The following is a 19455-nucleotide window of genomic DNA, read 5'->3' as shown; positions in this document are numbered from 1 at the left end:
GCCGCGGGCGGCACCGGCGATCCATGGGGCGCGGCACTGGCCGAGCTGCTCACGCGGGTCATGTCGGGCGAGGTCGCGGCGCTGGCCAGGCAGTACGATCCGGCGGCAGAGCTCTTTCTGCCCGGCGCCGAGATCGGCTGCGGCCCGCGCGAGGCCGAGGCCTTCTGGATCGGTCTGCGCGCTGCCTTCCCCTCGGCGCGCTTCGAGATCGAGCAGGCGCTCGGTACCGAGGCGCCGCTCGCGCCGCCGCGCGCCTGCCTCCGCTGGCGGCTCATCGGGCGGCACGACGGCCAAGGCGCCTTCGGCACCCCCAGCGACGCACCGGTCGACATCCTTGGGATGACCCATGCCGAGTTCGGCCCGGAGGGTCTGCGCCGCGAATGGACGCTCTACGACGCGCCCGGGGTCTGGGTGCAGATCCTGCGGGCCACGGGCGCTTACTGAGAGCGCCTCAGCCCTTCTTGCGGCCGAAGAAGCCGCGGATGCGCCCGCCCGCCTCATCGAGATTGTCGCCCATCTCTTCCAGCGCCGGGTCGATGCGGGCGCGGCGGAAGCGCCGCCAGCGCACCCAGACCGCCCAGATGATCGCCGCCAGAAGCGTCAGCACGATGATGTTGGTCCAGGGGATGATGCGCACGTCGGGTCCGTCCACCGGGGTGATCTTCACCGCGTTGGGGTAGATCGACAGGAACTCGTTGCGCCAGCCGTAATGCTTGATCGCCACCCATTGCGGCTGGGCGGAGCCCGAGCGCAGGTCGTTGGCCTCGGCCTGCAGGTTCGAGGTGTCGAACTTGAAATAGGGAGGCCAGCCCCAGCTCGTGTCCTCGTTGCGGTAGACCATGACCTTGTCGTTGGCGAGCCGGCTTTGGATGAAGAAGACGTCGCGCCCGCCGGTGGCGGCGGCGCTCTTGCTGCCGGCCTGACTCCAGAACCAGCGGTTGACGTTGCCCGGGGTCTCGCGCTTCTCGTAGGTGTCGGTAATCCGCGCGATATCGTGCTGCGGCAGCGTGTAATGCAGGAAGCCCGCGACGAGCACCCAGAAGAGCACGATGAAGGTCCATTTCACGTAGCGCATGGCAAGCTCTCCTGAAAATCGCGTCGGGCCTTCCATCAGGTGACGCCTCGGCACGGGAAAATCAACCGCGCTCTGCAGAAAACCCCGGCTCGCCAGCGCCATGCCGCCGCTTCTTCTAGGTCCAAGTATCCCGGGGGAGTCCGCGCCAGCGGACGGGGGCAGAGCCCCCGCCCGGCCTGTCCACTGCAGGGCGCAGGCCGGGCATGCTGCGCCGCGGCGGTGTTTCACGTGGAGCGTGACGCAGGGTCGGCATGATGCCGTGCCGGCAGTGAGGGGCGCTGCCCCTCACACTCCCCGGGATATTTCCGCCTAGAAGAAGGGGCAGGCGCGGCTTCGGAGAGGCTCAGACGCTCAGGCAGACGTATTTCATCTCGAGGAATCCTCGATGCCGTGGTGGCTGCCCTCGCGGCCGAGGCCGGATTGCTTGACCCCGCCAAAGGGCGCGAGCTCGGTGGAGATGAGACCGGTGTTGACCCCGACGATGCCATACTCCAGCGCCTCGGCAACCTTGTACACGCGGCTCAGATCCTTGGCGTAGAAGTAGGAGGCGAGGCCGAAGATCGTGTCATTGGCCATATCGATAACTTCGTCTTCGTTCTCGAACTTGAAGAGCGGGGCGAGCGGGCCGAAGGTTTCCTCGGTGGCGAATTTCATCTCGCGGGTCGCGCCGGTGACGATGGTCGGGCCGAAGAACTGGCCGTCCAGCTCCTGCTCCTCGCTGCCGAGCAGGATCGTGGCGCCCTTTTCCCTGGCGTCGCGGATGTGCTCCTGCACCTTGTCGATGGCCTTAGGGGTGATCAGCGGGCCGAGGTCGGTGCCCTCTTCGAGCCCGTCGCCGACCTTGAGTTTCCTGACTGCGGCGGCGAGCTTCTCGGCGAAGGCGTCATAGACGCCGGACTGCACGTAGATGCGGTTGGCGCAGACGCAGGTCTGGCCGTTGTTGCGGAACTTGCAGGCGATGGCCCCCTCGACCGCGGCGTCGAGATCGGCGTCGTCGAAGACGATGAAGGGCGCGTTGCCGCCGAGTTCCATCGAGCATTTCATCACCTGGTCGGCGGCCTGGCGCAGCAGGATGCGGCCCACTTCGGTGGAGCCGGTGAAGGTCAGCTTGCGCACCTTGGGGTTCTCGCAGAACTCCTTGCCCGCCTCCGACGACGACGAGGTCGGTACCACGTTGAACACCCCGGCCGGGATGCCGGCGCGCTCGGCGAGCACGGCGATGGCCAGAGCCGAGAGCGGGGTTTCCGAGGCCGGGCGGGCGACGAAGGCGCAGCCGGCGGCCAGCGCCGGGCCGGCCTTGCGGGTGATCATCGCGTTGGGGAAGTTCCACGGCGTGATCGAGGCGGCGACGCCGATCGGCTGCTTGATCACGGTGATGCGCTTGTCGCGGGCGTGACCGGGGATGGTTTCGCCGTAGACGCGCTTCGCCTCCTCGCCGAAGAACTCGATGAAGGAGGCGCCATAGGCGATCTCGCCCTTGGCCTCGGCCAGCGGCTTGCCCTGTTCGGCGGTCATGAGGGTGCTGAGGTCGTCCTGGTTTTCCATCATCAGGTCGAACCATTTGCGCAGCACCTTGGCGCGTTCCTTGCCGGTCCATTGCGCCCAGTCCTTCTGGGCGAGGTAGGCGCCGTCGATGGCGCCGGCGATCTGCGCGCGGCTGAGGTCGGCGACGCGGGCGATGACGTCGCCGCGGGCCGGGTTGGTGACCTCGAATTCGCCATCCGCGCCGGTGATCCATTCGCCGTTCACATAGGCGCGGGTGGCGAGCAGGCTGGGGTCCTTCAGCAGCCCGGGAAGGTCGGTGGTCTGGTCAAGCATGGCGATCTCCATTTGTCCTGCCGCGTTTCCTGCTGCGGGCGTCGGCGTATCTGCTATTCCCTACTCTAGTACGAGAACGGAGGATGACGATGGATCTCAGCGACGCATATGCCAATGCAGCCCATATTCCCGGCGCGGCCGACTTCCCGCCCCGCTGGAGCGCGGCGGCCGAGGCGTTCCGGGCAAAGCTTGCCGAAGAGGGACGCTTCCGCAGCCTCGCCTATGGGCCGGGGGCGCGCGAGGCGCTGGATCTCTTCCTGCCCGAGGGGGAGGCGAAGGGCCTCGTGGTCTTCGTGCATGGCGGCTACTGGCTGCGCTTCGACCGCTCGGTCTGGTCGCATTTCGCCGCGGGACCGCTGGCGGCGGGCTGGGCGGTGGCGATGCCCTCCTATGACCTTTGCCCCGATGTGCGGATCGCGGATATCACCCGCGAGGTGGCGTCGGCGGTGAGCCGGGCGGCGGAGGAGGTCGCGGGGCCGATCCGTCTCACCGGCCATTCGGCGGGCGGGCATCTGGTGGCGCGCATGCTCGCGCCCGGGCTGCTGCCGGAGGCGGTGGCGGCGCGGATCAAGGGCGTGGTGCCGATCTCGCCGCTGGCGGACCTGCGCCCGCTGATGCAGACCGACATGAACGCCGGGCTGAAGCTGGACGCGGTGGAGGCGGAGGCCGAGAGCCCGATATTCCAGCCCGCGCCGCAGGTGTCGGTGACAGTCTGGGTCGGCGGCGACGAGCGGCCGGTGTTCCTCGACCAGGCGCGCTGGCTGGGCGAGGCGTGGTCGTGCGACGTGGTGATCGACGCCGGGCTGCACCATTTCGACGTGATCGACGGGCTGGCCGAGGCGGGCAGCCCGCTTTGCCGCGCGGTTACCGGGGCCTGAGCGCGGCCCGGGGCCCGGTCGCCCGGGCACCGATCACTCGGCAAGCTCGACGATCTGCAAGAGCTGCCAGACGGTCATATTGTGCACCGCTTCGACGTCCAGCTCTGGCTGGGCGTCGTAGGGGAACATCACCCAGAGCGGTCCGTTCTCTTCCAGCGCGAAGGGCGCGCCGTTGATCCGGGTGGTGACGATCGGGTAGTCGGCAGTGAGATATTGTGCGTGCTCCGTCAGGTCGATGCGCGCGCGATAGCCATCGTCGGCGACAAACTCGATCACCCCGCCCGAAGCCGGACCGGGCAGGCCCGCCATTTCGAGCACGTCGAGCAGCAGCGGGCCGCGAAAGCTCTGCTCCTCCCAAGTCCATTGCGTCTCGGTACGGAATTCCCGCTGCGGCAGCGCATCGAGCGCGTCCATATCGAGGGCCATTTGCCGCCCGTCCGCCGCGATCAGCGTGAGCAGCGTCTCGGAGGCGGCTGCAGGTCCGGTCAGCGCCGCGCAGAGCGCGAGGGTCGCGGGAAATCGAAGGGGGCCGAAATGAGCCTGTATCGTGGCTGAAATTCCAGTGAACAAGTTGGATCTCCTACCTGGCAAAAGAAGCGTAGAGTCGGTTCGGCTGCCGCAAAACGGGGCAAGGTGCCACGCCCCCGGAAAATTCGAATCTGCGGGGCGTGAGGGCGGGCACCGGCATTTTCTGCGCAGGTTCCGGTGCTTGGGAAGACACCGACTTCCGCAGCGTCATCTATGCGTCATCTCGGCATCACGTGGCTGTTACGTTGTTGCCTCATGGCGATGCGGACCGAAACAGGGGGACGTCCCATGACCATCCGCACGCTGTGCCTGACCTCGGCACTGGCGCTTTCCGCCGGTGCCGCGCAGGCCGAGATGACCTTCAACCGCATCGCCAGCTTTGCCACGCCGGACAATATGGCCGAGGGCGAGGACCGCGCCCGCGTGACCTCGGCCGAGATCATCTATGCCTCGGAAGATGGCAACACGCTGGTCTACACCGACAGCCCGCTGGGCGTGATCGGCCGCATCGACATCACCGACCCGCGCGCGCCGAAGCCGCTGGGCAATATCGAGATGGGCGGCGAGCCGACCTCGGTGGCCGTCTCGGGCGGCACTGCCTTCGTCGGGGTGAACACCTCCGAGAGCTACACGCACCCGTCGGGCAAGCTCGAGATGGTGAACATGGCGTCCGGCGAGATCACCGGCGAATGCGACCTAGGCGGCCAGCCGGACAGCGTGGCGCTCTCGAAGGACGGACGTTTCGTTGCCGTGGCGATCGAGAACGAGCGCGACGAGGATGCGGGCGATGGCCGCGTGCCGCAGATGCCCGCAGGCTATGTGGCGATCCTCGACGTGATGGACGGCGCGGCGGAGTGTGGCAGCCTGGTGAAGGCGGATGTGACCGGCCTTGCCGAGATCGCGCCGGAAGATCCCGAGCCAGAGTTCGTCGATGTGAACGGACTTGGCGAGATTGTCCTGACCCTGCAGGAGAACAACCACATCGTCGTGCTGAACAGGGCCGGCGAGGTGCTGAGCCATTTTTCCGCCGGCATCACCGACCTGACCGAGATCGACGCCACCGACGAGCGCGGCGCGCTGGTTTTCACCGAGAGCCAGGAGGGCCGCCTGCGCGAGCCCGACTCGGTGCAGTGGCTGGATGACGAGACCTTCGCCATCGCCAACGAGGGCGACATGGACGGCGGTTCGCGCAGCTTCACCGTGTTCCGGAAGGACGGCACCGAGCTTTACGACAGCGGCAACAGCTTTGAGCATGCGGTCGTGCAGGTCGGCCATTACCCGGACAAGCGTTCGGATGCCAAGGGCGCCGAGCCCGAGGGCATGGAGGTCGCGACCTTCGACGGCACGCCCTACATGATCCTGCTCTCCGAGCGCGGCTCGGTCGCCGGGGTCTACGACATGACCGATCCCGCCGCGCCGGTACTCAAGCAGATGCTGCCCACGGGCATCGCCCCCGAAGGCGCCGTGGCCATTCCGCAGCGCAACCTGCTGGTCACCGCCAACGAGGAAGACCTCGTAGAAGATGGCGGCGTGCGGGCGCACGTGATGATCTACGAATACGCCGAAGGTCCGGCGATGTACCCGACACTGACCTCGGAAGGCGCCGACGAGCTGATTGGCTGGGGCGCGATCTCGGGCATGGTCGCGGGCGAGGACGGCATGGTCTACGCGGTCAACGACAGCTTCTACGGCTTCCAGCCGCGGATCTTTGTGATCGACCCCAGCTCCAAACCGGCCAGGATCACCCGCGCCATCGAGATCACCCGCGCGGGCATGCCGGCACAGAAGCTCGACATCGAGGGCATCACGCTCGATGGGGAGGGCGGCTTCTGGCTGGCCTCCGAGGGCAATGCCGCCAAGCTGATCCCCCATGCCCTCTACCACGTCAGCGCCGAAGGCGAGATCGAGGAAGAGGTGGGTCTGCCCGCCGAGCTGCTGGCGCAGGAGACGCGGTTCGGCTTCGAGGGTGTGACAATGCTGGGCGGCACTCTGTGGATGGCCGTGCAGCGCGAGTGGGGCGATGATCCGAAGGATCACGTGAAGCTGGTGTCCTACAACCCCGAGACCGAGGAATGGGGCGCCCTGCGCTACGCCAAGGCCGCAGCCGAGACCGGCTGGACCGGGCTTTCGGAAATCACCGCCCATGGCGATTACGTCTACGTGGTGGAGCGCGACAACCAGATCGGCGCCGCGGCGATGACCAAGAAGGTCTACCGCATCCCCGCCGCCGAGATGGTCGCGGCCCCGCTGGGCGGCGATCTGCCCGTGGTCAGCAAGGAAGAGGTGCGTGACCTGATCCCCGACCTCAAGTCCTGGGGCGGCTACGTGGTGGACAAGGTCGAGGGCCTCGCCATCGCTGCGGACGGCACCGTCTATGTCTCGACCGACAACGACGGGGTCGATGACAGCTCGGGCGAGACCTTCTTCTGGTCGTTCAAGCTCGACTGACCTCTACGAATCGAGGAAGGGGCGCCGCGCGGGGGACCGTGCGGCGCCCTTGCCGTTTGGGGTGCGGGTGGCGGTGGTGCGCAGTGCGTATTTGGAAAGAGAAGAAGCGTCAGGATGTGCGCAGCAGCGGCGGGATCAGCTCGGCCAGCAGGTCGTAGACGAGGCGGATGCGGCGCGAGGTATGCAGCTCGCGGTGGGCGACCAGCCAGACCGGGTAGGGAATCTCGAGCGACGGAAGGGCGCGGACAAGCTGCGGGTCGGGATCGCCGAGGCCGAGCGGGCCGACCCCGATGCCCAGCCCGGCGCGGGCCATCTGCCAATGCACGAGGTGACTGGAACTGACCAGCGGGAAGTTCGCCTCGGTGACCGGCACGCCGAGCTCGCGCAGGAAGCTCCCGTATGGGCCGGGGTCCTCGAAGGCGATGAACTCGGCGGCGGCGAGATCGGGCAGGGCCTCGATCGGCGGCAGCGTGGCGAGGTAGCCGGAAGTGGCGTAAAAGCTGCCTCGGTCATCGGCGATACGTCTCGCGATGAGGTCGGGCTGCCCGGGCCGGGCATTGCGCAGCGCGATGTCAGCCTCGCGGCGCTTGAGGTCGCGGATGGCGTTGGACGCGAGGATCTCGATCGTGAGCCCGGGTGCGGCGGCGCGGATCTTCGGCAAGAGCTGCGGCAGCAGCCAGGCGGCGTAGATCTCGGAGGCGGTGATTGTCACCTGTCCGGCGATCTGCTGCTGCTGGCCGGAGGCCACGCGGGCCAGCCGCTCCGCTGCCTCGCCCATCGCACGGGCGTGTTCGGCGAGCTGCATCCCGGCCTCGGTGAGGTGCAGCCCGGTGCCGTGGCGCTCGAAGAGGGTGAGGCCGAGCTCTGCCTCCAGCGCCGCCACTTGCCGCCCGAGCGTCGGCTGGCTCATCTGCAAAGCCCGGGCCGCAGCCGAGAGCGAGCCCTGTTCGGCGGTCGCGAGGAAGCCGCGCAAGCGGTTCCAGTCGGAGCGGAGGTTCTGCCAGTCCATGCAAATTTGTATGGAAGATGTGCAACGTTGGTCAATATGCCTGCGATTGCGTGGGGTGTATTTCGGATCCAGCCAACTCGGCATCCACCATCGCCTCCCAAGGAGCCCACCATGAAAGCCGCCACCGCCCGCCGCTACGGCGCGTCCGACATCCTGCGCGTCGAAGATCTGCCGCGCCCCGAGCCAGGTCCGGGAGAAATCCTGATCCGGATCCGCGCGGCCTCGGTCACCACCGCCGACTGGCGCCTGCGCGCCGCCGCCTTTCCCGGAGGTCTGGCGCTGATCGGGCGGCTGGTCGCGGGGCTCTGGAAACCGCGCCACCTCGTGCCGGGGTCCGACGTGGCGGGCGAGGTCGTCGCGCTGGGCGCGGGGGTCGACGGTTTCGCGGTCGGGCAGCGCGTGGTGGCCGTTCTGGGCCACGGCGGCCATGCCGAATACGGGCTCGCGACGGCAAAGGGTGCGGTGGCGCCGATCCCCGAAGGCATGGGCTTCGACGAGGCTGCCGCGCTGCCCTTCGGTGGGTTGACCGCGCTGGAGTTCCTGCGCGACGTGGCGAAGCTGCGCGCGGGGCAGGAGGTGCTGATCCTTGGCGCCTCCGGCGGGGTGGGCGCCTACGCGGTGCAGATCGCCGCCGCGCTCGGGGCGCGTGTGACCGCCGTGGCGGGACCGGGGCGCGAGGTTTTCCTGCGCGGACTCGGGGCGGAGCGGGTGCTCGACTATCGCCGTGACGAGATCGCGGGGCGGTTCGATCTGATCTTCGACACGGTGGGGGCGATGAGCTGGCCCGAGAGCCGGAGGCTGCTGGGCGAGCAGGGGCTTTTCCTGCCGCTCAATTTCGGGCTGCGAGAGCTTGGGCACCTGCTGTGGGCGAAGCTCTCGGGCGGGCCGCGGATGGCGTTGCACGTGAGCGGTGACAGCCGCGCGGGGCTCGAGAGCCTACTTGCGCTGTGGCGCGAGGGCAGGCTGCGCCCGGTCATCGACTCCCGCTTCGCGCTGGAAGACATTGCCGAGGCGCATCTTCTGGTGGAGACGCGGCACCGGGCCGGGGCGGTTGTGCTCGAGATCGGCGCTTAGCAGGGTGGTCCTGACGCGGCCGGGGCCAGCAAGGCGGGCAGCATGGGGGCTTGCAGGGGCGCAATGCAAAAAGGCCCCGCTGCGTCCAGCGGGGCCCTCGTCAGGTCAGAACGCCTCGGTCAGTTGACCGATTGCGCGTCGACCACATCCTTCTCGATCGCCTCGGTGCGCTGCGGCTTGGCGATGGCGATCCGGCGCGGCTTCAGCGCTTCGGGGATCTCGCGGCGCAGGTCGATATGCAGCATGCCGTTCTCATGCGTCGCGCCTTCGACCCGGACGTGGTCGGCCAGGGTGAAGCGGCGCTCGAAGGCGCGGGTGGCGATGCCGCGATGCAGGTAGGTGCGGCCTTGGCCCTCGTCGGATTTCTTGGCGGAGACCACAAGCGCGTGCTCCTTCACCTCGACCGAGAGATCCTCGTCGGCGAAGCCGGCCACGGCGATGGAGATGCGGTAGGCATCATCGGCGGTCTTCTCGATATTGTAGGGGGGATAGCTGGGCTGGGCCACGTCGCTGGCCAGCACCCGGTCCATCATGTCGGCGATCTGGTCAAAACCGACGGTGGCGCGATAGAGCGGGGCAAGATCGAAATGTCGCATGGGAATCCTCCATTGAGCGATACCATTGTGCTGCGCCTTTCCATCGGGAACAGGCGCGGGCTGGGTCCGGAGCCCTGTCTCAGGCACCCCGGTAAAGCTCAGATGGGGAGGGATTTTTGCGGTTTCAAGAGGGCCGGAGCCTCAGGGCTTCACGAAGCGTGCACCGGTGCCGTCGCGCCCGCCGCCGACGCTGATGCGCCGCGCGCCGGCGCTGGCCACCGGGCGGGCTTCCTCGTTCCGCAGCCGCGCTGCCAGATCGGGCACCAGCGCCGCGATCCCCGGCCCGTAGGCCGCGCCGCCGCCGCTCGAGGAGATCACCGACAGGATTCTCAACCGCCCGTTCTCGCGCAGGAAGACCGGCGCGCCGGAGCTGCCGAAGGTCACGTCGCAGTCGAAGCGCAGAATGCCGTCGGCGAAATGCCCGGTGACCGCGCAGGAGGGCTCGCGCGAGAGCACCTCTTCGCGACCCTTGCCGTAGCTGAGTACGGTGACCTCGCTGCCCTCGGGCGCGTGCTGGAGGAGGCGGAAGGGATCGGCCTCGGAGCTGGTGATCGGCGCCTCCAGCTTGAGCAGCGCCACGTCGACCGCGACGGTCTCATGCGTGGGCTTCGGGCGCTGCACGTAGGCGGGCGGGGTGACCCAGCGGCGCACCCGCTGCGCCACGACCTCGGTGCCGCGGGAATATCCGGCGCGGAAGGTCAGGCTCTCGGGCGGGCGCGGCGTGCCGTCCGGAGCGTAGACGCAATGCGCCGCGGTCAGAACGATGTCGGGGGCAATCAGCGCGCCGGTGCAGAAGGAGCCCTTGCCGTCGAGCCGGCCCACCGCCTCCCAGCCGAGCAGGTCGCCGCGCCCCTCGATCACGTCGAAGTTCGCCTGCGCCGCCGCCAGCCGGGGCAGCAGCAGGAGAAGCGCGAGAATCCCCCTCACGGCTTGATGAACTTCGCGCCGGTGTCGCGCCGGTTTCCCGCGCCGAGCGGGTTCAGCACGATGTCCTCCTCGAGCGCGCCGCGCAGCTCGGCGAGCGGGCCGGAAAGACCGGTGGCCAGCGAGACCGGCGCGCCGCCAGCCTCGGCCTTGGCCGAGATCACCGAGACGATGCGCGGCTCGCCGCCCTCGAAGGAGAAGACCGGTGAGCCGGAGCTGCCGAAATCCACCGTGCAGTCGAGCACCAGCATGCCCTCCTGACGGTCGAGCACGCCGCAATAGTCCTGCAGCGCCGGGGCCTCGGAGCGGTCATGCGCATAGGAGACCACGCCCAGCTCGTCCCCGGCCTCTGGGAAGGGGCCGAGCCCGAAGGGCGCGATGGCGCTGTTGCGGATCGGCAGCTGCAGCTCGATCACCGCGAGGTCGCTGCGCACCCGCTCGGGGCTGGCCGGGGCCTTGAAGTCGTAGCTGTCGAGCGACAGCGCCCGGCGCACCCGACGGTAGGCGGCGGCGCGGCCGTTGCGCCAGCCGGCGAGGAACTGGATCTGCTCCACCGGCACCCGCACGCCGCTGTGCGCATCGAACAGGCAATGCGCGGCGGTGAGCACGAGGTCCGGCGCGATCAGCGCGCCGGTGCAGAAGGCTTTGCCGCCGATTTCCAGCCGCCCGACCGCCTCCCAGCCGCGCCCGTCCTCGCGGCTTTCCATGGAAAACAGGCCACCCTGCGCAAAGGCTGGTGCGGCCAGCAGCGCGGCGAGCAGCGCAATGAGGTATCTCACGCAAATCACTCCCTGTTCGCCCCCCTACGCTAGGCAGCGTCTGGGGCGAAATTGGGGCGGTTGCGGGGAGTTTGCGGTTTCAGCCAAGCACGTCAAGCGCCGCCGGCTTCGGTCCGCCCGTGGCCCAGTCAAGCAGCTCGACGGTGTGCACGACTGGCAGCCCGGTGCCAGAGCCGATCTGCATCATGCAGCCGATGTTGCCCGCGGCGATGAGCTGCGGCGCCCTGGCCTCGAGCGTCTGCACCTTGCGGTCGCGCAGCTGCCTGGAGATCTCCGGCTGCAGCAGGTTGTAGGTCCCGGCGCTGCCGCAGCAGAGATGGCTGTCGGCGGGCTCGACCACCTCGAAACCGGCGCGCTTCAGCAGGTCCTTGGGCGCGGCTTTCACCTTCTGGCCGTGCTGCAGCGAGCAGGCGGCGTGATAGGCGACGCGCATACCCTTCGGCGCGCCTTCCGGGATCTCGAGATCGCGCAGCAGCTCGCTGATGTCCATCGCCTTGGCCGAGACCTGCGCCGCCGCCGCCGCCAGTGGCGAGGTCCGGAACATGTGGCCATAGTCCTTCACCGTGGTGCCGCAGCCCGAGGTGTTGATCACGATGGCGTCGAGCCCCTCACCCTCAATCTCGGCCATCCAGGCATGGATATTGGCCTCGGCCGAGCCATGCGCTTCCTGCTCGCGCCCCATGTGATGGGTGAGCGCGCCGCAGCAGCCTGCGCCCTTGGCCACGACCACCTCGCAGCCGAGCCGCCGCAGAAGGCGGATGGTGGCGTCGTTGATGTCGGTGTTGAGCGCCTTCTGCGCGCAGCCGGTCATCAGCGCCACGCGCTTGCGCTTCGGCGCGGTGGGGGCAAAGCTCTGCGGATCGTCGTTGCGGCTGACCGGCGGGATGCGCTTCGGTGCCATCTGCAGCATCGCCTTCAGCCGCGGGTCCGGCATCAGCCCGGCGAAGGGACGGCCCAGCTTGGCCAGAGCCAGCGCCACGCGGAAGCGCATCGGGTGCGGGATGATCTGCGCCAGCGTCCAGCGCAGCGCCCGGTCGTGCCAGGGCCGCGTGTAGGTCTTCTCGATATAGGCGCGCGCATGGTCCACGAGGTGCATGTAATGCACCCCCGAGGGGCAGGTGGTCATGCACGACAGGCACGACAGGCAGCGGTCGATGTGCTTCACGGTCTTGGCGTCCGGCACCCGCTCGTTCTCGAGCATGTCCTTGATCAGGTAGATGCGCCCGCGCGGGCTGTCGAGCTCGTCGCCCAGCACCTGGTAGGTGGGGCAGGTGGCGGTGCAAAAGCCGCAATGCACGCAGGAGCGCAGGATCTCGTTGGCGCGCTCTGTGCCCGGGTCGCGCAGCTGGTCGGGGGTGAAGGTGGTCTGCATGTCTTGGTCCTCAGCTCGCTCGGGTCACGCCATCAGGCCGGGGTTCAGCACGCCGCGCGGATCGAAGCGGCGGCGCAGCCCCTCGGCGAGCGCGGCGACGGGGGCGGGATCGGGGTGGAAGGCTGGCACGCCGCCGGTGCCGCGCACTCGCGTGGCATGGCCGGCAAAGGCGCCGAGCCGGGCGCGGGCGTCTGTTCCGTCGGCGAGCAGCGCCCAGACCAGCCCGCCGCCCCAGTCGTAGAGCAGCGCCTCGGCACGCAGCCGCGCGGCCAACTCCGGAGCGTCCGAGGGCTTGCAGGAGAGACGCCAGACATCCCCCGTACGCCCCTGCAGCGGCGCCACGTCGCGCACCGCGGCCCAGAGCGCCGACACGGCGGCGGCTTCGGTCTCCTCGGTGATCTCGTGCCCCGGGAAGAGCGCCTTGAGCTGCTCGAGCCGGTAGGCGACCGAGCGCGTGAAGCCCTCAATACGCAGCAAAGTGCGGCCCGCGGCCGGATCATGCGCGGCGCCGGAGACGTCGTAGGGCGATCCGAGCGCCGCCGCCATCGCCGCCACCGCCTCGGCATCCGAAAGCCCGTGCAGAGCCAGCGTGGCCGCGGCCTCGGGCTTCGGCAGCACCTTGAAGCTCACCTCGGTCAGCACGCCGAGCGTGCCATGGCTGCCGGCCATCAGCTTGACCAGGTCGTAGCCGGTGACGTTCTTCATCACCCGCCCGCCGTTTGACACCACGGTGCCGGCGCCATCGACAAAGCGCACGCCGAGTAGGAAATCGCGGCAGGCACCGGAGGCGATGCGCCGCGGCCCCGAGGCATTGGCGGCCACGATCCCGCCCAGCGTGCTTTCCCCGCGCGTCCCCAGCAGGCCGCGCATGTCCGGCACTTCGAAGGCCAGCCGCTGGTTCTCGGCGTCGAGCGCGGCCTCGACCTCGGTCAGCGGCGTGCCCGCCTTCGCCACCAAAGTCAGCGCGCCCGGCTCGTAGAGCGTCACGCCCGACAGGCCGCCGGTCTCGAGAAGCTCGCCCTCTGCCGTGCCGATCGGTCGGGTGCCGCCGCCCCGGATCGACAGCGCTGCATGTGCGCCAAGAATTGCCTCGGCCAGATCGTCTTCGCTCGTCGGTCTCATGTTCTTCTAGGTCCAAATATCCCGGGGGTGCGGGGGCAGAGCCCCCGCTCTGTCCAGCGTGGGGCCGTTGTCACTCGGCGGCGATCGCGAAGGTGCGGCGGCTTTCAGAGGCATCCAGCGGGAACACCTTGGCGGGGTTCAGCAACCAGCGCGGATCGAAGACGTCCTTCACCGCCATCTGCGCCTCGAGGTCGGCGCGCGCGTATTGCGTGTGCATCAGGTCGCGCTTCTCGATCCCGACACCGTGCTCGCCGGTAAGGCACCCGCCGACCTCGACGCAGAGCTTGAGGATCTCCGCCCCGAAGCGCTCGCAGAGCTCGAGCTGGCCTTCCTCGTTGGCGTTGAACAGGATCAGCGGATGCATGTTGCCGTCGCCGGCGTGGAAAACGTTGGCGACCTTCAGGCCGAACTCTTCCGACATCTCCCCGATCCGCCGCAGGACGTGGGGCAGCGAAGAGACCGGGATCGTGCCGTCGAGGCACATGTAATCGTTGATCTGGCCCATGGCGCCGAAGGCGGACTTGCGGCCGAGCCAGATGCGGCCCGCCTCGTCCTCGTCGCGTGCCTCGCGCAGCTCGACGGGGTTGTGGCGCCTGGCGATCTCGATGATCTTCTCGAGCTGCTCGGCGATCTCGGCTTCGGAGCCCTCGACCTCAACGATCAGCAGCGCCTCGCACATCGGGTAGCCCGCGTGGGCAAAGGCTTCGCAGGCCTCGATGCAGGGGCGGTCCATGAACTCGATCGCCACCGGCAGCACGCCCGCCTTGATGACGTCCGACACGCATTCCCCGGCGACCTCGTTGGCGGCAAAGCCCATCAGCACCGGCCGCGCGCCCTCGGGCTTGCGCAGGATGCGCAATGTGGCCTCGGTGACCACGCCGAGTTGGCCCTCGGAGCCGCAGATGACGCCCAGGAGGTCGAGCCCCGGCGCGTCGAGATGCGCGCCGCCAAGCTCGATCACCGTGCCGTCCATCAGCACCATGGTCACGCCCATCAGGTTGTTCGTCGTCACCCCGTACTTGAGGCAATGCGCCCCGCCCGAGTTCATCGCGATATTGCCGGCGATGGCGCAGGCGAGCTGCGAGGAGGGGTCGGGGGCGTAGAAGAAGTCTTCCTCGGCCACCGCGCCGCTGACCGAGAGGTTGGTGCGCCCGGTCTGCACGCGGATGATGCGGTTGGCGTAATCTGTCTCGAGCACGCGGTTCATCTTTGCCACGCCGAGGATCACGCTGTCTGCTGTGGGCAGCGCGCCACCGGCGAGCGAGGTGCCGGAGCCGCGCGGCACGACGGGAACGCCTTCCTCGTGGCAGATTTTCAGCACCGCCGAGACTTCCTCTGTCGAGGAGGGCAACACCGCGCAGAGCGGCGGGCAGCGGTAGGCGGTGAGCGCGTCGCATTCGTAGGCGCGGGTCTCCGACAGCTCCGAGATCACGGCGCTGGCGGGCAAGACCTCCCTCAGCCGCGCGACGATCTGGTCCTTGCGCGCGAGGATGCTTGCATCGGGGGCTGGCATCTGCATCGGGGTCTCCTCCTCGAATTGGTAAACTCATATAACCAATTTCGGCGCTCGCCAAGCGTTTTTGCCACGCCGCCACGCGGGGCGCGCCGCGGGATCTTGCGCGGCGTAGAGGAATGATAGCAGGTGGGGCGCATGACCTGGCTTAAGATCATTCACATTCTGTGCGTCATGGGGTGGATGACCTCCATCTTCGCCGTGCCGCGCGCGCTCATCTACTGGAAACGCGATTTCGCGAAGACCGGTGAATTCGGACCGCTTGGGGATCTGACCTACCGACTTTACCGCTTCTCGGCGGGGCTGGCAGTGATCGCCGCGATCACCGGGCTCTGGCTCGGGGTGCTCTGGGGTTTCCCGGCCTGGTTGCACGCCAAGATTGCTCTCGTGGTGCTGCTGGCGGTGCATTACGTCTGGACCGGGGTACTGGTCGGCCGGGCCAAGCGCGGCGAGTTCCGCGAGTCCGACCTGTTCCTGCGCATCTTCAACGAGATCAGTGTGGTGGGTACGATCGCCATTCTCTGGCTCGTCGTGGCCAAGCCGTTCTGACCATGTTGCCTTCGCTCGATCCCTTCTTCTACTTCGCGCCGCTCGATCTTGCGGGGGTGGTGCTTCTGGTGGCCAGCTGGCTCGGCTGCACGTGGCTGATCGAGCATCCGCCGGCGAGCCGCCCCTCGGTTTCGGTGCTGATGGCGCGCTACCGGCGACAGTGGATGAAGCATTTTGTCACCCGCCAGCCGCGCATCTTCGATTCCAATATCGTCGGCAGCCTGCGGCAGAGCACGGCCTTCTTCGCCTCGACCTCTATGATCGCCATTGGCGGCATCTTCGCGCTGCTCGGCAACCCCGACCGGGTGCGTGGCGTGGCCGAGGATCTGTCGGCGGGGAGCGACGCGCCGACCATCGTCTGGGAGGCAAAGCTGTTGCTGATCCTCGCCTTTGCGGCCAATGCCTTCCTGAAGTTCGTCTGGTCGAACCGGCTCTTCGGCTATTGCTCGGTGATGATGGGCGCGGTGCCCAACGACGAGAGCACCACCGCCTATACGCGCGCCGCCAAGGCGGCCGAGATCAACATCCTCGCGGCACGCAGCTACAACCGCGGCCTGCGCTCGGTCTACTTCGGCATCGGTTCGACCGCCTGGCTGCTGGGCTCGATCCCGCTGCTGATCGCGGTGATGATCACGATCTCGGTGATCCTGCGGCGCGAGTTCACCTCGCAGTCGCGCGAGGTGCTCCTGGCCAGCGAAGACGGCTGAGACTGCCGCAAAGCCTTCGAAGGGATTTGCCCCAGGTCGTCTGGCGGTGCCTGCGCGCAGCCCGGCTGTCAGCCGCGGGTCAGCGCCGCCCCTCGCGCAGCCATGCGCCGACGATGAAGCCCGCTGCCAGCAGCAGCGTCAGCCAGGGCGGCAGCAGCGGGATGCGAGTCACGTCCATGGTCTCGAAAGCCTCGCGCGGGGTGATCCCGAGCCAGCCGCGCCCGGCGGCGGGGCGGCCGGCGCCGACCGAACGGATTGTCGGCAGTCCTGCCTCGATCCGCGCCTCGCCGCCGCGCAGGGAGGTGACCACCGGCTCCAGCGCCTCGCCGCTGGCGATGGTCTGCTCGAACTCGCGCGGGGCGGCGGGGCCAAGGCCGATCACCGACTCCTGATCACCCTCCTTGAGCCGGTAGAGGCCGATTTCGGGCCCGTCGTAGTCCGCCTCGAAGCGACCGGGCGAGACTTCCTGCAGGGCGACGCTGTCTTCGGTGCCGTCGGGGCGGGTCACGGTGACCGCGCCCACGCCCTGCTCGAGGGTGCGGCGGATGATCCGCATGTGCTGGCCGGTGGCCTCGGCCCAGAGCGCCTCTTCCTCGAGCTCGGGTTCCTTCATCATCCAATGCGCCAGCCGTCGGAGCAGGTCGAGCTGCGGGCCGCCGCCCTCGAATCCGCGCGACCAGAGCCAGGCCTGGTCCGAGGCGATGAGCGCCACGCGCCCCTCGCCGATGCGGTCGAGCACCAGCAGCGGCTTGTCCTCGGCGCCGGTCATCAGCACCTCGGCACTGTCGTTGGGCTGTACCTCGACCTGGCGCATCCAGCGGCCCCAGCTGTCGGCCCCGGTGAGACCGGCGGTGACCGGGTGGCGCTGGCCGAGGTCGGTGACGCTCGGGCGATAGCCGCGGTCGATAACCCGGGCGGTGGGCTCGGCGGGCAGGATCTCGGAAAGGGGGGGAGCGGTAGATGGAATCGGCGCTGGCGAAATCGGGTCCCGCAGCGACCAGCACGGCGCCTCCGTTCTCGACGTAGTTGCGCACGTTCTCGAGGTAGATGGCGGGAAGGATACCGCGGCGCTTGTAGCGGTCGAAGATGATCAGGTCGAAATCCTCGATCTTCTCGAGGAAGAGCTCGCGGGTCGGAAAGGCGATGAGCGAGAGTTCGGTGACCGGAACGCCGTCCTGCTTTTCGGGCGGGCGCAGGATGGTGAAGTGCACGAGATCGACGGAGCTGTCGGATTTCAGCAGGTTGCGCCAGGTGCGACTGCCGGCGTGGGGTTCGCCCGAGACCAGCAGCACGCGCAGCCGGTCGCGCACGCCGTTGATCTGCACCAGTGCGGTGTTGTTGCGGTCGGTGAGCTCCGCCTCGCTTTCGGGGGTGGTGAACTGGATCACGTTGAGCCCGCCGTGGGGCAGGGTGATCGGCAGCTCGATGTCCTGCCCGAGCGGCACGCGGTAGCTGTCGGGCGCGCCGCCGTCGATCGAGATCTGCAGCTCGGTCTCGCGTTCCTGCGGCGCCGCACCATCGTCCTCGACCCGCAGGGTGAGGGTCACCGGCTCGCCGAGGATGGCGAAGGCCGGGGCGTTCTTGACGATGAGCCTGCGGTCCCAGTCGGTGTCATGCCCGGTCAGCAGCAGGTGCATCGGGGCGGGCAGCGAGGGCGCGCGTTCGAGATCGTGCAGCCGCCCGTCCGATAGCAGGAAAATGCCAGCGACGCGGCCGCGCGGCTCTTCGGCCAGCGCTTCCGACAGGGCGGTCATCAGCAGGGTGCCGCTGTCGCCCTCGCCGTCGGGCACGGTGATGCGGCGCACTTCGGTATTGGGGCGGGCGGCGAGCCGCGCCTCGAGCGCGTCGGCGGTCTCGGAGGTGGTCTCGAGCCGGTCGCCGAGCCGCTGCGAGGCGCTTTGGTCCTCGAGCAGCAGCACGATGTCGGAGAGCGGTGCGCGGTCCTCTTCCTGGAAGGAGGGCTGGGTGAGTGCTGCAACCAGCACGAAGCCGGCGAAGAAGCGGAGCGCCCAGCCGGGCATGCCGCGCCAGAGCGCAAGCGCCACCGAGGCCAGGGCCACGGCCCCCAGCGCCCAGATCACGGGCCAGGCCAGGAGCGGGTCGAAGACGATCTCGCCGGTCATTCGGGGTGTCCGTTTCTTGGGCCGATCTTTGTCGTGCCGATCTTTCTCGATCCGGTCATTGGCCGAGCCTGTCGAGCAGCGCGGGCACGTGGACCTGGTCGGATTTGTAGTTGCCGGTCAGCACGTGCATCACGAGGTTGACCCCGAAGCGATAGGCGATCTCGCGCTGGCGCTCGCCGGCGAAGCCCGAACCGACGCGGACCTGCGGGTTGCCACGGCTGTCCACGGCCCAGGCCGCCGCCCAGTCGTTGCCGCCGATCACCACGGGCGTGACGTTGTCGTTGAGGTTGCGGAAGGGCATGCCCTCGACCATTTCGGCATCGGGCGGCGCGGCCTCGACCCAGACGTCGCGGCTGGTGTAGCGGCCGGGGAAATCCTGCAGCAGGTAGAAGGTGCGGGTGAGCACGTGGTCCTGCGGCACCGGCTCCAGCGGCGGAATGTCGAGCGGCGCGGCCAGTTCGCGCAGCTTGCGGCCCTCGGGAGAGGCTGCGCCGAAGCCCGCCACGTCGGCATCGCGGGTGTCGAAGAGGATCATCCCACCCGAGCGCAGGTACTCATTGAGCTTGGCATAGGCGGCGGGGGAGGGCGTGGGCTGCGACGGGGTGATCGGCCAGTAGAGCAGCGGGAAGAATGCCAGCTCGTCGCTCTCGAGGTTCACCGCCATCGGCTCGGAGGGCTCGACCGAGGTGCGGTAGTAGAGCGTTTCCGACAATCCGCGCAGGCCGTTCTGCGCCAGCTCGTCGAGCTGCGCGTCGCCGGTGACCACATGCGCAAGGGTGACCTCGGCGGTGGCGGCCTCGGCAAAGGCATCCGCCTCGGCCGAGGGCGTGGAGGATGCGCCCTGCGCCTCGGCCGTGCCGGGCCCGGCGAGCGGGCCGAGCGCCAGTGCCAGAAGCACCGCGGCGGCGCTGGGGCGGGCGCCGCGCAGCCTGCCCGAGAG

At 68.7% G+C, this 19455-nt stretch carries 15 protein-coding genes and 3 pseudogenes; 6 read left to right on the top strand and 12 right to left on the bottom strand.

Annotated elements, in window-relative coordinates:
- Positions 1 to 444, top strand: a pseudogene (locus CLG85_RS24500) (ester cyclase); the annotation flags it as partial.
- A gap of 7 nt (positions 445 to 451) precedes the next feature.
- On the opposite strand, the gene CLG85_RS24495 reads toward CLG85_RS24500, so the two are convergent.
- Together CLG85_RS24495 and CLG85_RS24490 are read right to left on the bottom strand one after the other, a co-directional pair.
- Entirely contained in the window at positions 452 to 1075 is a 624-nt protein-coding gene (locus CLG85_RS24495; protein ID WP_224846106.1) for a DUF1523 family protein, read from the bottom strand.
- A gap of 343 nt (positions 1076 to 1418) precedes the next feature.
- A pseudogene (locus tag CLG85_RS24490) lies at positions 1419 to 2893 on the bottom strand (NAD-dependent succinate-semialdehyde dehydrogenase).
- Between the two features lie 89 nt (positions 2894 to 2982).
- Between CLG85_RS24490 and CLG85_RS24485 the strand changes: the two are divergent.
- Positions 2983 to 3771 carry a hormone-sensitive lipase gene (locus CLG85_RS24485; RefSeq protein WP_095884070.1) on the top strand — a complete coding sequence of 263 codons (789 nt, stop codon included), beginning with the start codon at positions 2983 to 2985 and terminating at the stop codon, positions 3769 to 3771.
- A 33-nt stretch (positions 3772 to 3804) separates the two neighbouring features.
- Here the strand turns inward: CLG85_RS24485 and CLG85_RS24480 are convergent, their stop codons facing one another.
- Complete coding sequence (locus CLG85_RS24480) at positions 3805 to 4341, bottom strand: putative pterin-binding protein (protein ID WP_141244723.1); 537 nt, start codon at positions 4339 to 4341, stop codon at positions 3805 to 3807.
- Between the two features lie 246 nt (positions 4342 to 4587).
- Between CLG85_RS24480 and CLG85_RS24475 the strand changes: the two genes are divergently transcribed.
- Entirely contained in the window at positions 4588 to 6747 is a 2160-nt protein-coding gene (locus tag CLG85_RS24475) for an esterase-like activity of phytase family protein (protein WP_095884068.1), read from the top strand.
- A gap of 109 nt (positions 6748 to 6856) precedes the next feature.
- On the opposite strand, the gene CLG85_RS24470 is transcribed toward CLG85_RS24475, so the two are convergent.
- Complete coding sequence (locus CLG85_RS24470; protein WP_224846116.1) at positions 6857 to 7756, bottom strand: LysR family transcriptional regulator; 900 nt, start codon at positions 7754 to 7756, stop codon at positions 6857 to 6859.
- Between the two features lie 111 nt (positions 7757 to 7867).
- Here CLG85_RS24470 and CLG85_RS24465 point away from each other — a divergent pair, with 111 nt between their 5' ends.
- Complete coding sequence (locus tag CLG85_RS24465; RefSeq protein WP_260350194.1) at positions 7868 to 8830, top strand: NAD(P)-dependent alcohol dehydrogenase; 963 nt, start codon at positions 7868 to 7870, stop codon at positions 8828 to 8830.
- 119 nt (positions 8831 to 8949) lie between these two features.
- Here the strand turns inward: CLG85_RS24465 and CLG85_RS24460 are convergent, their stop codons facing one another.
- The 6 genes from CLG85_RS24460 to CLG85_RS24435 form a co-directional block, all read right to left on the bottom strand.
- Entirely contained in the window at positions 8950 to 9426 is a 477-nt protein-coding gene (locus CLG85_RS24460) for an Hsp20 family protein (protein WP_224846120.1), read from the bottom strand.
- 141 nt (positions 9427 to 9567) lie between these two features.
- Positions 9568 to 10353, bottom strand: a complete 786-nt coding sequence (locus CLG85_RS24455) for a trypsin-like serine peptidase (RefSeq protein ID WP_224846122.1) — start codon at positions 10351 to 10353, stop codon at positions 9568 to 9570.
- Positions 10350 to 11129: a trypsin-like serine peptidase gene (locus tag CLG85_RS24450; RefSeq protein WP_260350193.1), complete on the bottom strand. Its 780-nt coding sequence runs from the start codon at positions 11127 to 11129 to the stop codon at positions 10350 to 10352. The genes CLG85_RS24455 and CLG85_RS24450 overlap by 4 nt, the downstream gene beginning before the upstream one ends.
- A 79-nt stretch (positions 11130 to 11208) precedes the next feature.
- Positions 11209 to 12501: a glycolate oxidase subunit GlcF gene (glcF, locus tag CLG85_RS24445; protein WP_260350191.1), complete on the bottom strand. Its 1293-nt coding sequence runs from the start codon at positions 12499 to 12501 to the stop codon at positions 11209 to 11211.
- 24 nt (positions 12502 to 12525) lie between these two features.
- Complete coding sequence (locus CLG85_RS24440) at positions 12526 to 13623, bottom strand: FAD-binding protein (protein WP_260350190.1); 1098 nt, start codon at positions 13621 to 13623, stop codon at positions 12526 to 12528.
- 70 nt (positions 13624 to 13693) lie between these two features.
- Positions 13694 to 15142 carry an FAD-linked oxidase C-terminal domain-containing protein gene (locus CLG85_RS24435; protein WP_095882380.1) on the bottom strand — a complete coding sequence of 483 codons (1449 nt, stop codon included), beginning with the start codon at positions 15140 to 15142 and terminating at the stop codon, positions 13694 to 13696.
- A gap of 132 nt (positions 15143 to 15274) precedes the next feature.
- On the opposite strand from CLG85_RS24435, the gene CLG85_RS24430 reads away from it, so the two are divergent.
- Both CLG85_RS24430 and CLG85_RS24425 read left to right on the top strand, forming a co-directional pair.
- Positions 15275 to 15685, top strand: coding sequence for a CopD family protein (locus CLG85_RS24430; RefSeq protein ID WP_095882381.1), 411 nt, complete (start codon positions 15275 to 15277; stop codon positions 15683 to 15685).
- A 2-nt stretch (positions 15686 to 15687) separates the two neighbouring features.
- A complete protein-coding gene (locus CLG85_RS24425; RefSeq protein ID WP_095882382.1) occupies positions 15688 to 16392 on the top strand; it encodes a DUF599 domain-containing protein in 705 nt (234 codons plus the stop codon).
- A 79-nt stretch (positions 16393 to 16471) separates the two neighbouring features.
- Here the strand turns inward: CLG85_RS24425 and CLG85_RS24420 are convergent.
- Both CLG85_RS24420 and CLG85_RS24415 read right to left on the bottom strand, forming a co-directional pair.
- Positions 16472 to 18515: pseudogene (locus CLG85_RS24420) on the bottom strand (glutamine amidotransferase).
- Positions 18516 to 18570: 55 nt separating this feature from the next.
- On the bottom strand, positions 18571 to 19455 hold an 885-nt coding region (locus CLG85_RS24415), incomplete at its 5' end, for a DUF4159 domain-containing protein (protein ID WP_260350189.1).

The organism is Alloyangia mangrovi (genome assembly GCF_002300555.2).
Classification (GTDB): Bacteria; Pseudomonadota; Alphaproteobacteria; order Rhodobacterales; family Rhodobacteraceae; genus Salipiger; species Salipiger mangrovi.
The sequence above is the reverse complement of the archived record's forward strand: the minus strand, read 5'-3'. Positions and strand labels throughout refer to the sequence as shown.

Excerpts from the sequence above, each read along its gene's own strand:
- CLG85_RS24465 (WP_260350194.1), top strand. The coding sequence starts at position 7,868 with ATGAAAGCCGCCACCGCCCGCCGCTACGGCGCGTCCGACATCCTGCGC.
- CLG85_RS24495 (WP_224846106.1), bottom strand. The coding sequence starts at position 1,075 with ATGCGCTACGTGAAATGGACCTTCATCGTGCTCTTCTGGGTGCTCGTC.
- CLG85_RS24460 (WP_224846120.1), bottom strand. The coding sequence starts at position 9,426 with ATGCGACATTTCGATCTTGCCCCGCTCTATCGCGCCACCGTCGGTTTT.
- CLG85_RS24470 (WP_224846116.1), bottom strand. The coding sequence starts at position 7,756 with ATGGACTGGCAGAACCTCCGCTCCGACTGGAACCGCTTGCGCGGCTTC.
- CLG85_RS24485 (WP_095884070.1), top strand. The coding sequence starts at position 2,983 with ATGGATCTCAGCGACGCATATGCCAATGCAGCCCATATTCCCGGCGCG.
- CLG85_RS24435 (WP_095882380.1), bottom strand. The coding sequence starts at position 15,142 with ATGCAGATGCCAGCCCCCGATGCAAGCATCCTCGCGCGCAAGGACCAG.
- CLG85_RS24430 (WP_095882381.1), top strand. The coding sequence starts at position 15,275 with ATGACCTGGCTTAAGATCATTCACATTCTGTGCGTCATGGGGTGGATG.
- CLG85_RS24475 (WP_095884068.1), top strand. The coding sequence starts at position 4,588 with ATGACCATCCGCACGCTGTGCCTGACCTCGGCACTGGCGCTTTCCGCC.
- glcF (WP_260350191.1), bottom strand. The coding sequence starts at position 12,501 with ATGCAGACCACCTTCACCCCCGACCAGCTGCGCGACCCGGGCACAGAG.
- CLG85_RS24440 (WP_260350190.1), bottom strand. The coding sequence starts at position 13,623 with ATGAGACCGACGAGCGAAGACGATCTGGCCGAGGCAATTCTTGGCGCA.
- CLG85_RS24425 (WP_095882382.1), top strand. The coding sequence starts at position 15,688 with ATGTTGCCTTCGCTCGATCCCTTCTTCTACTTCGCGCCGCTCGATCTT.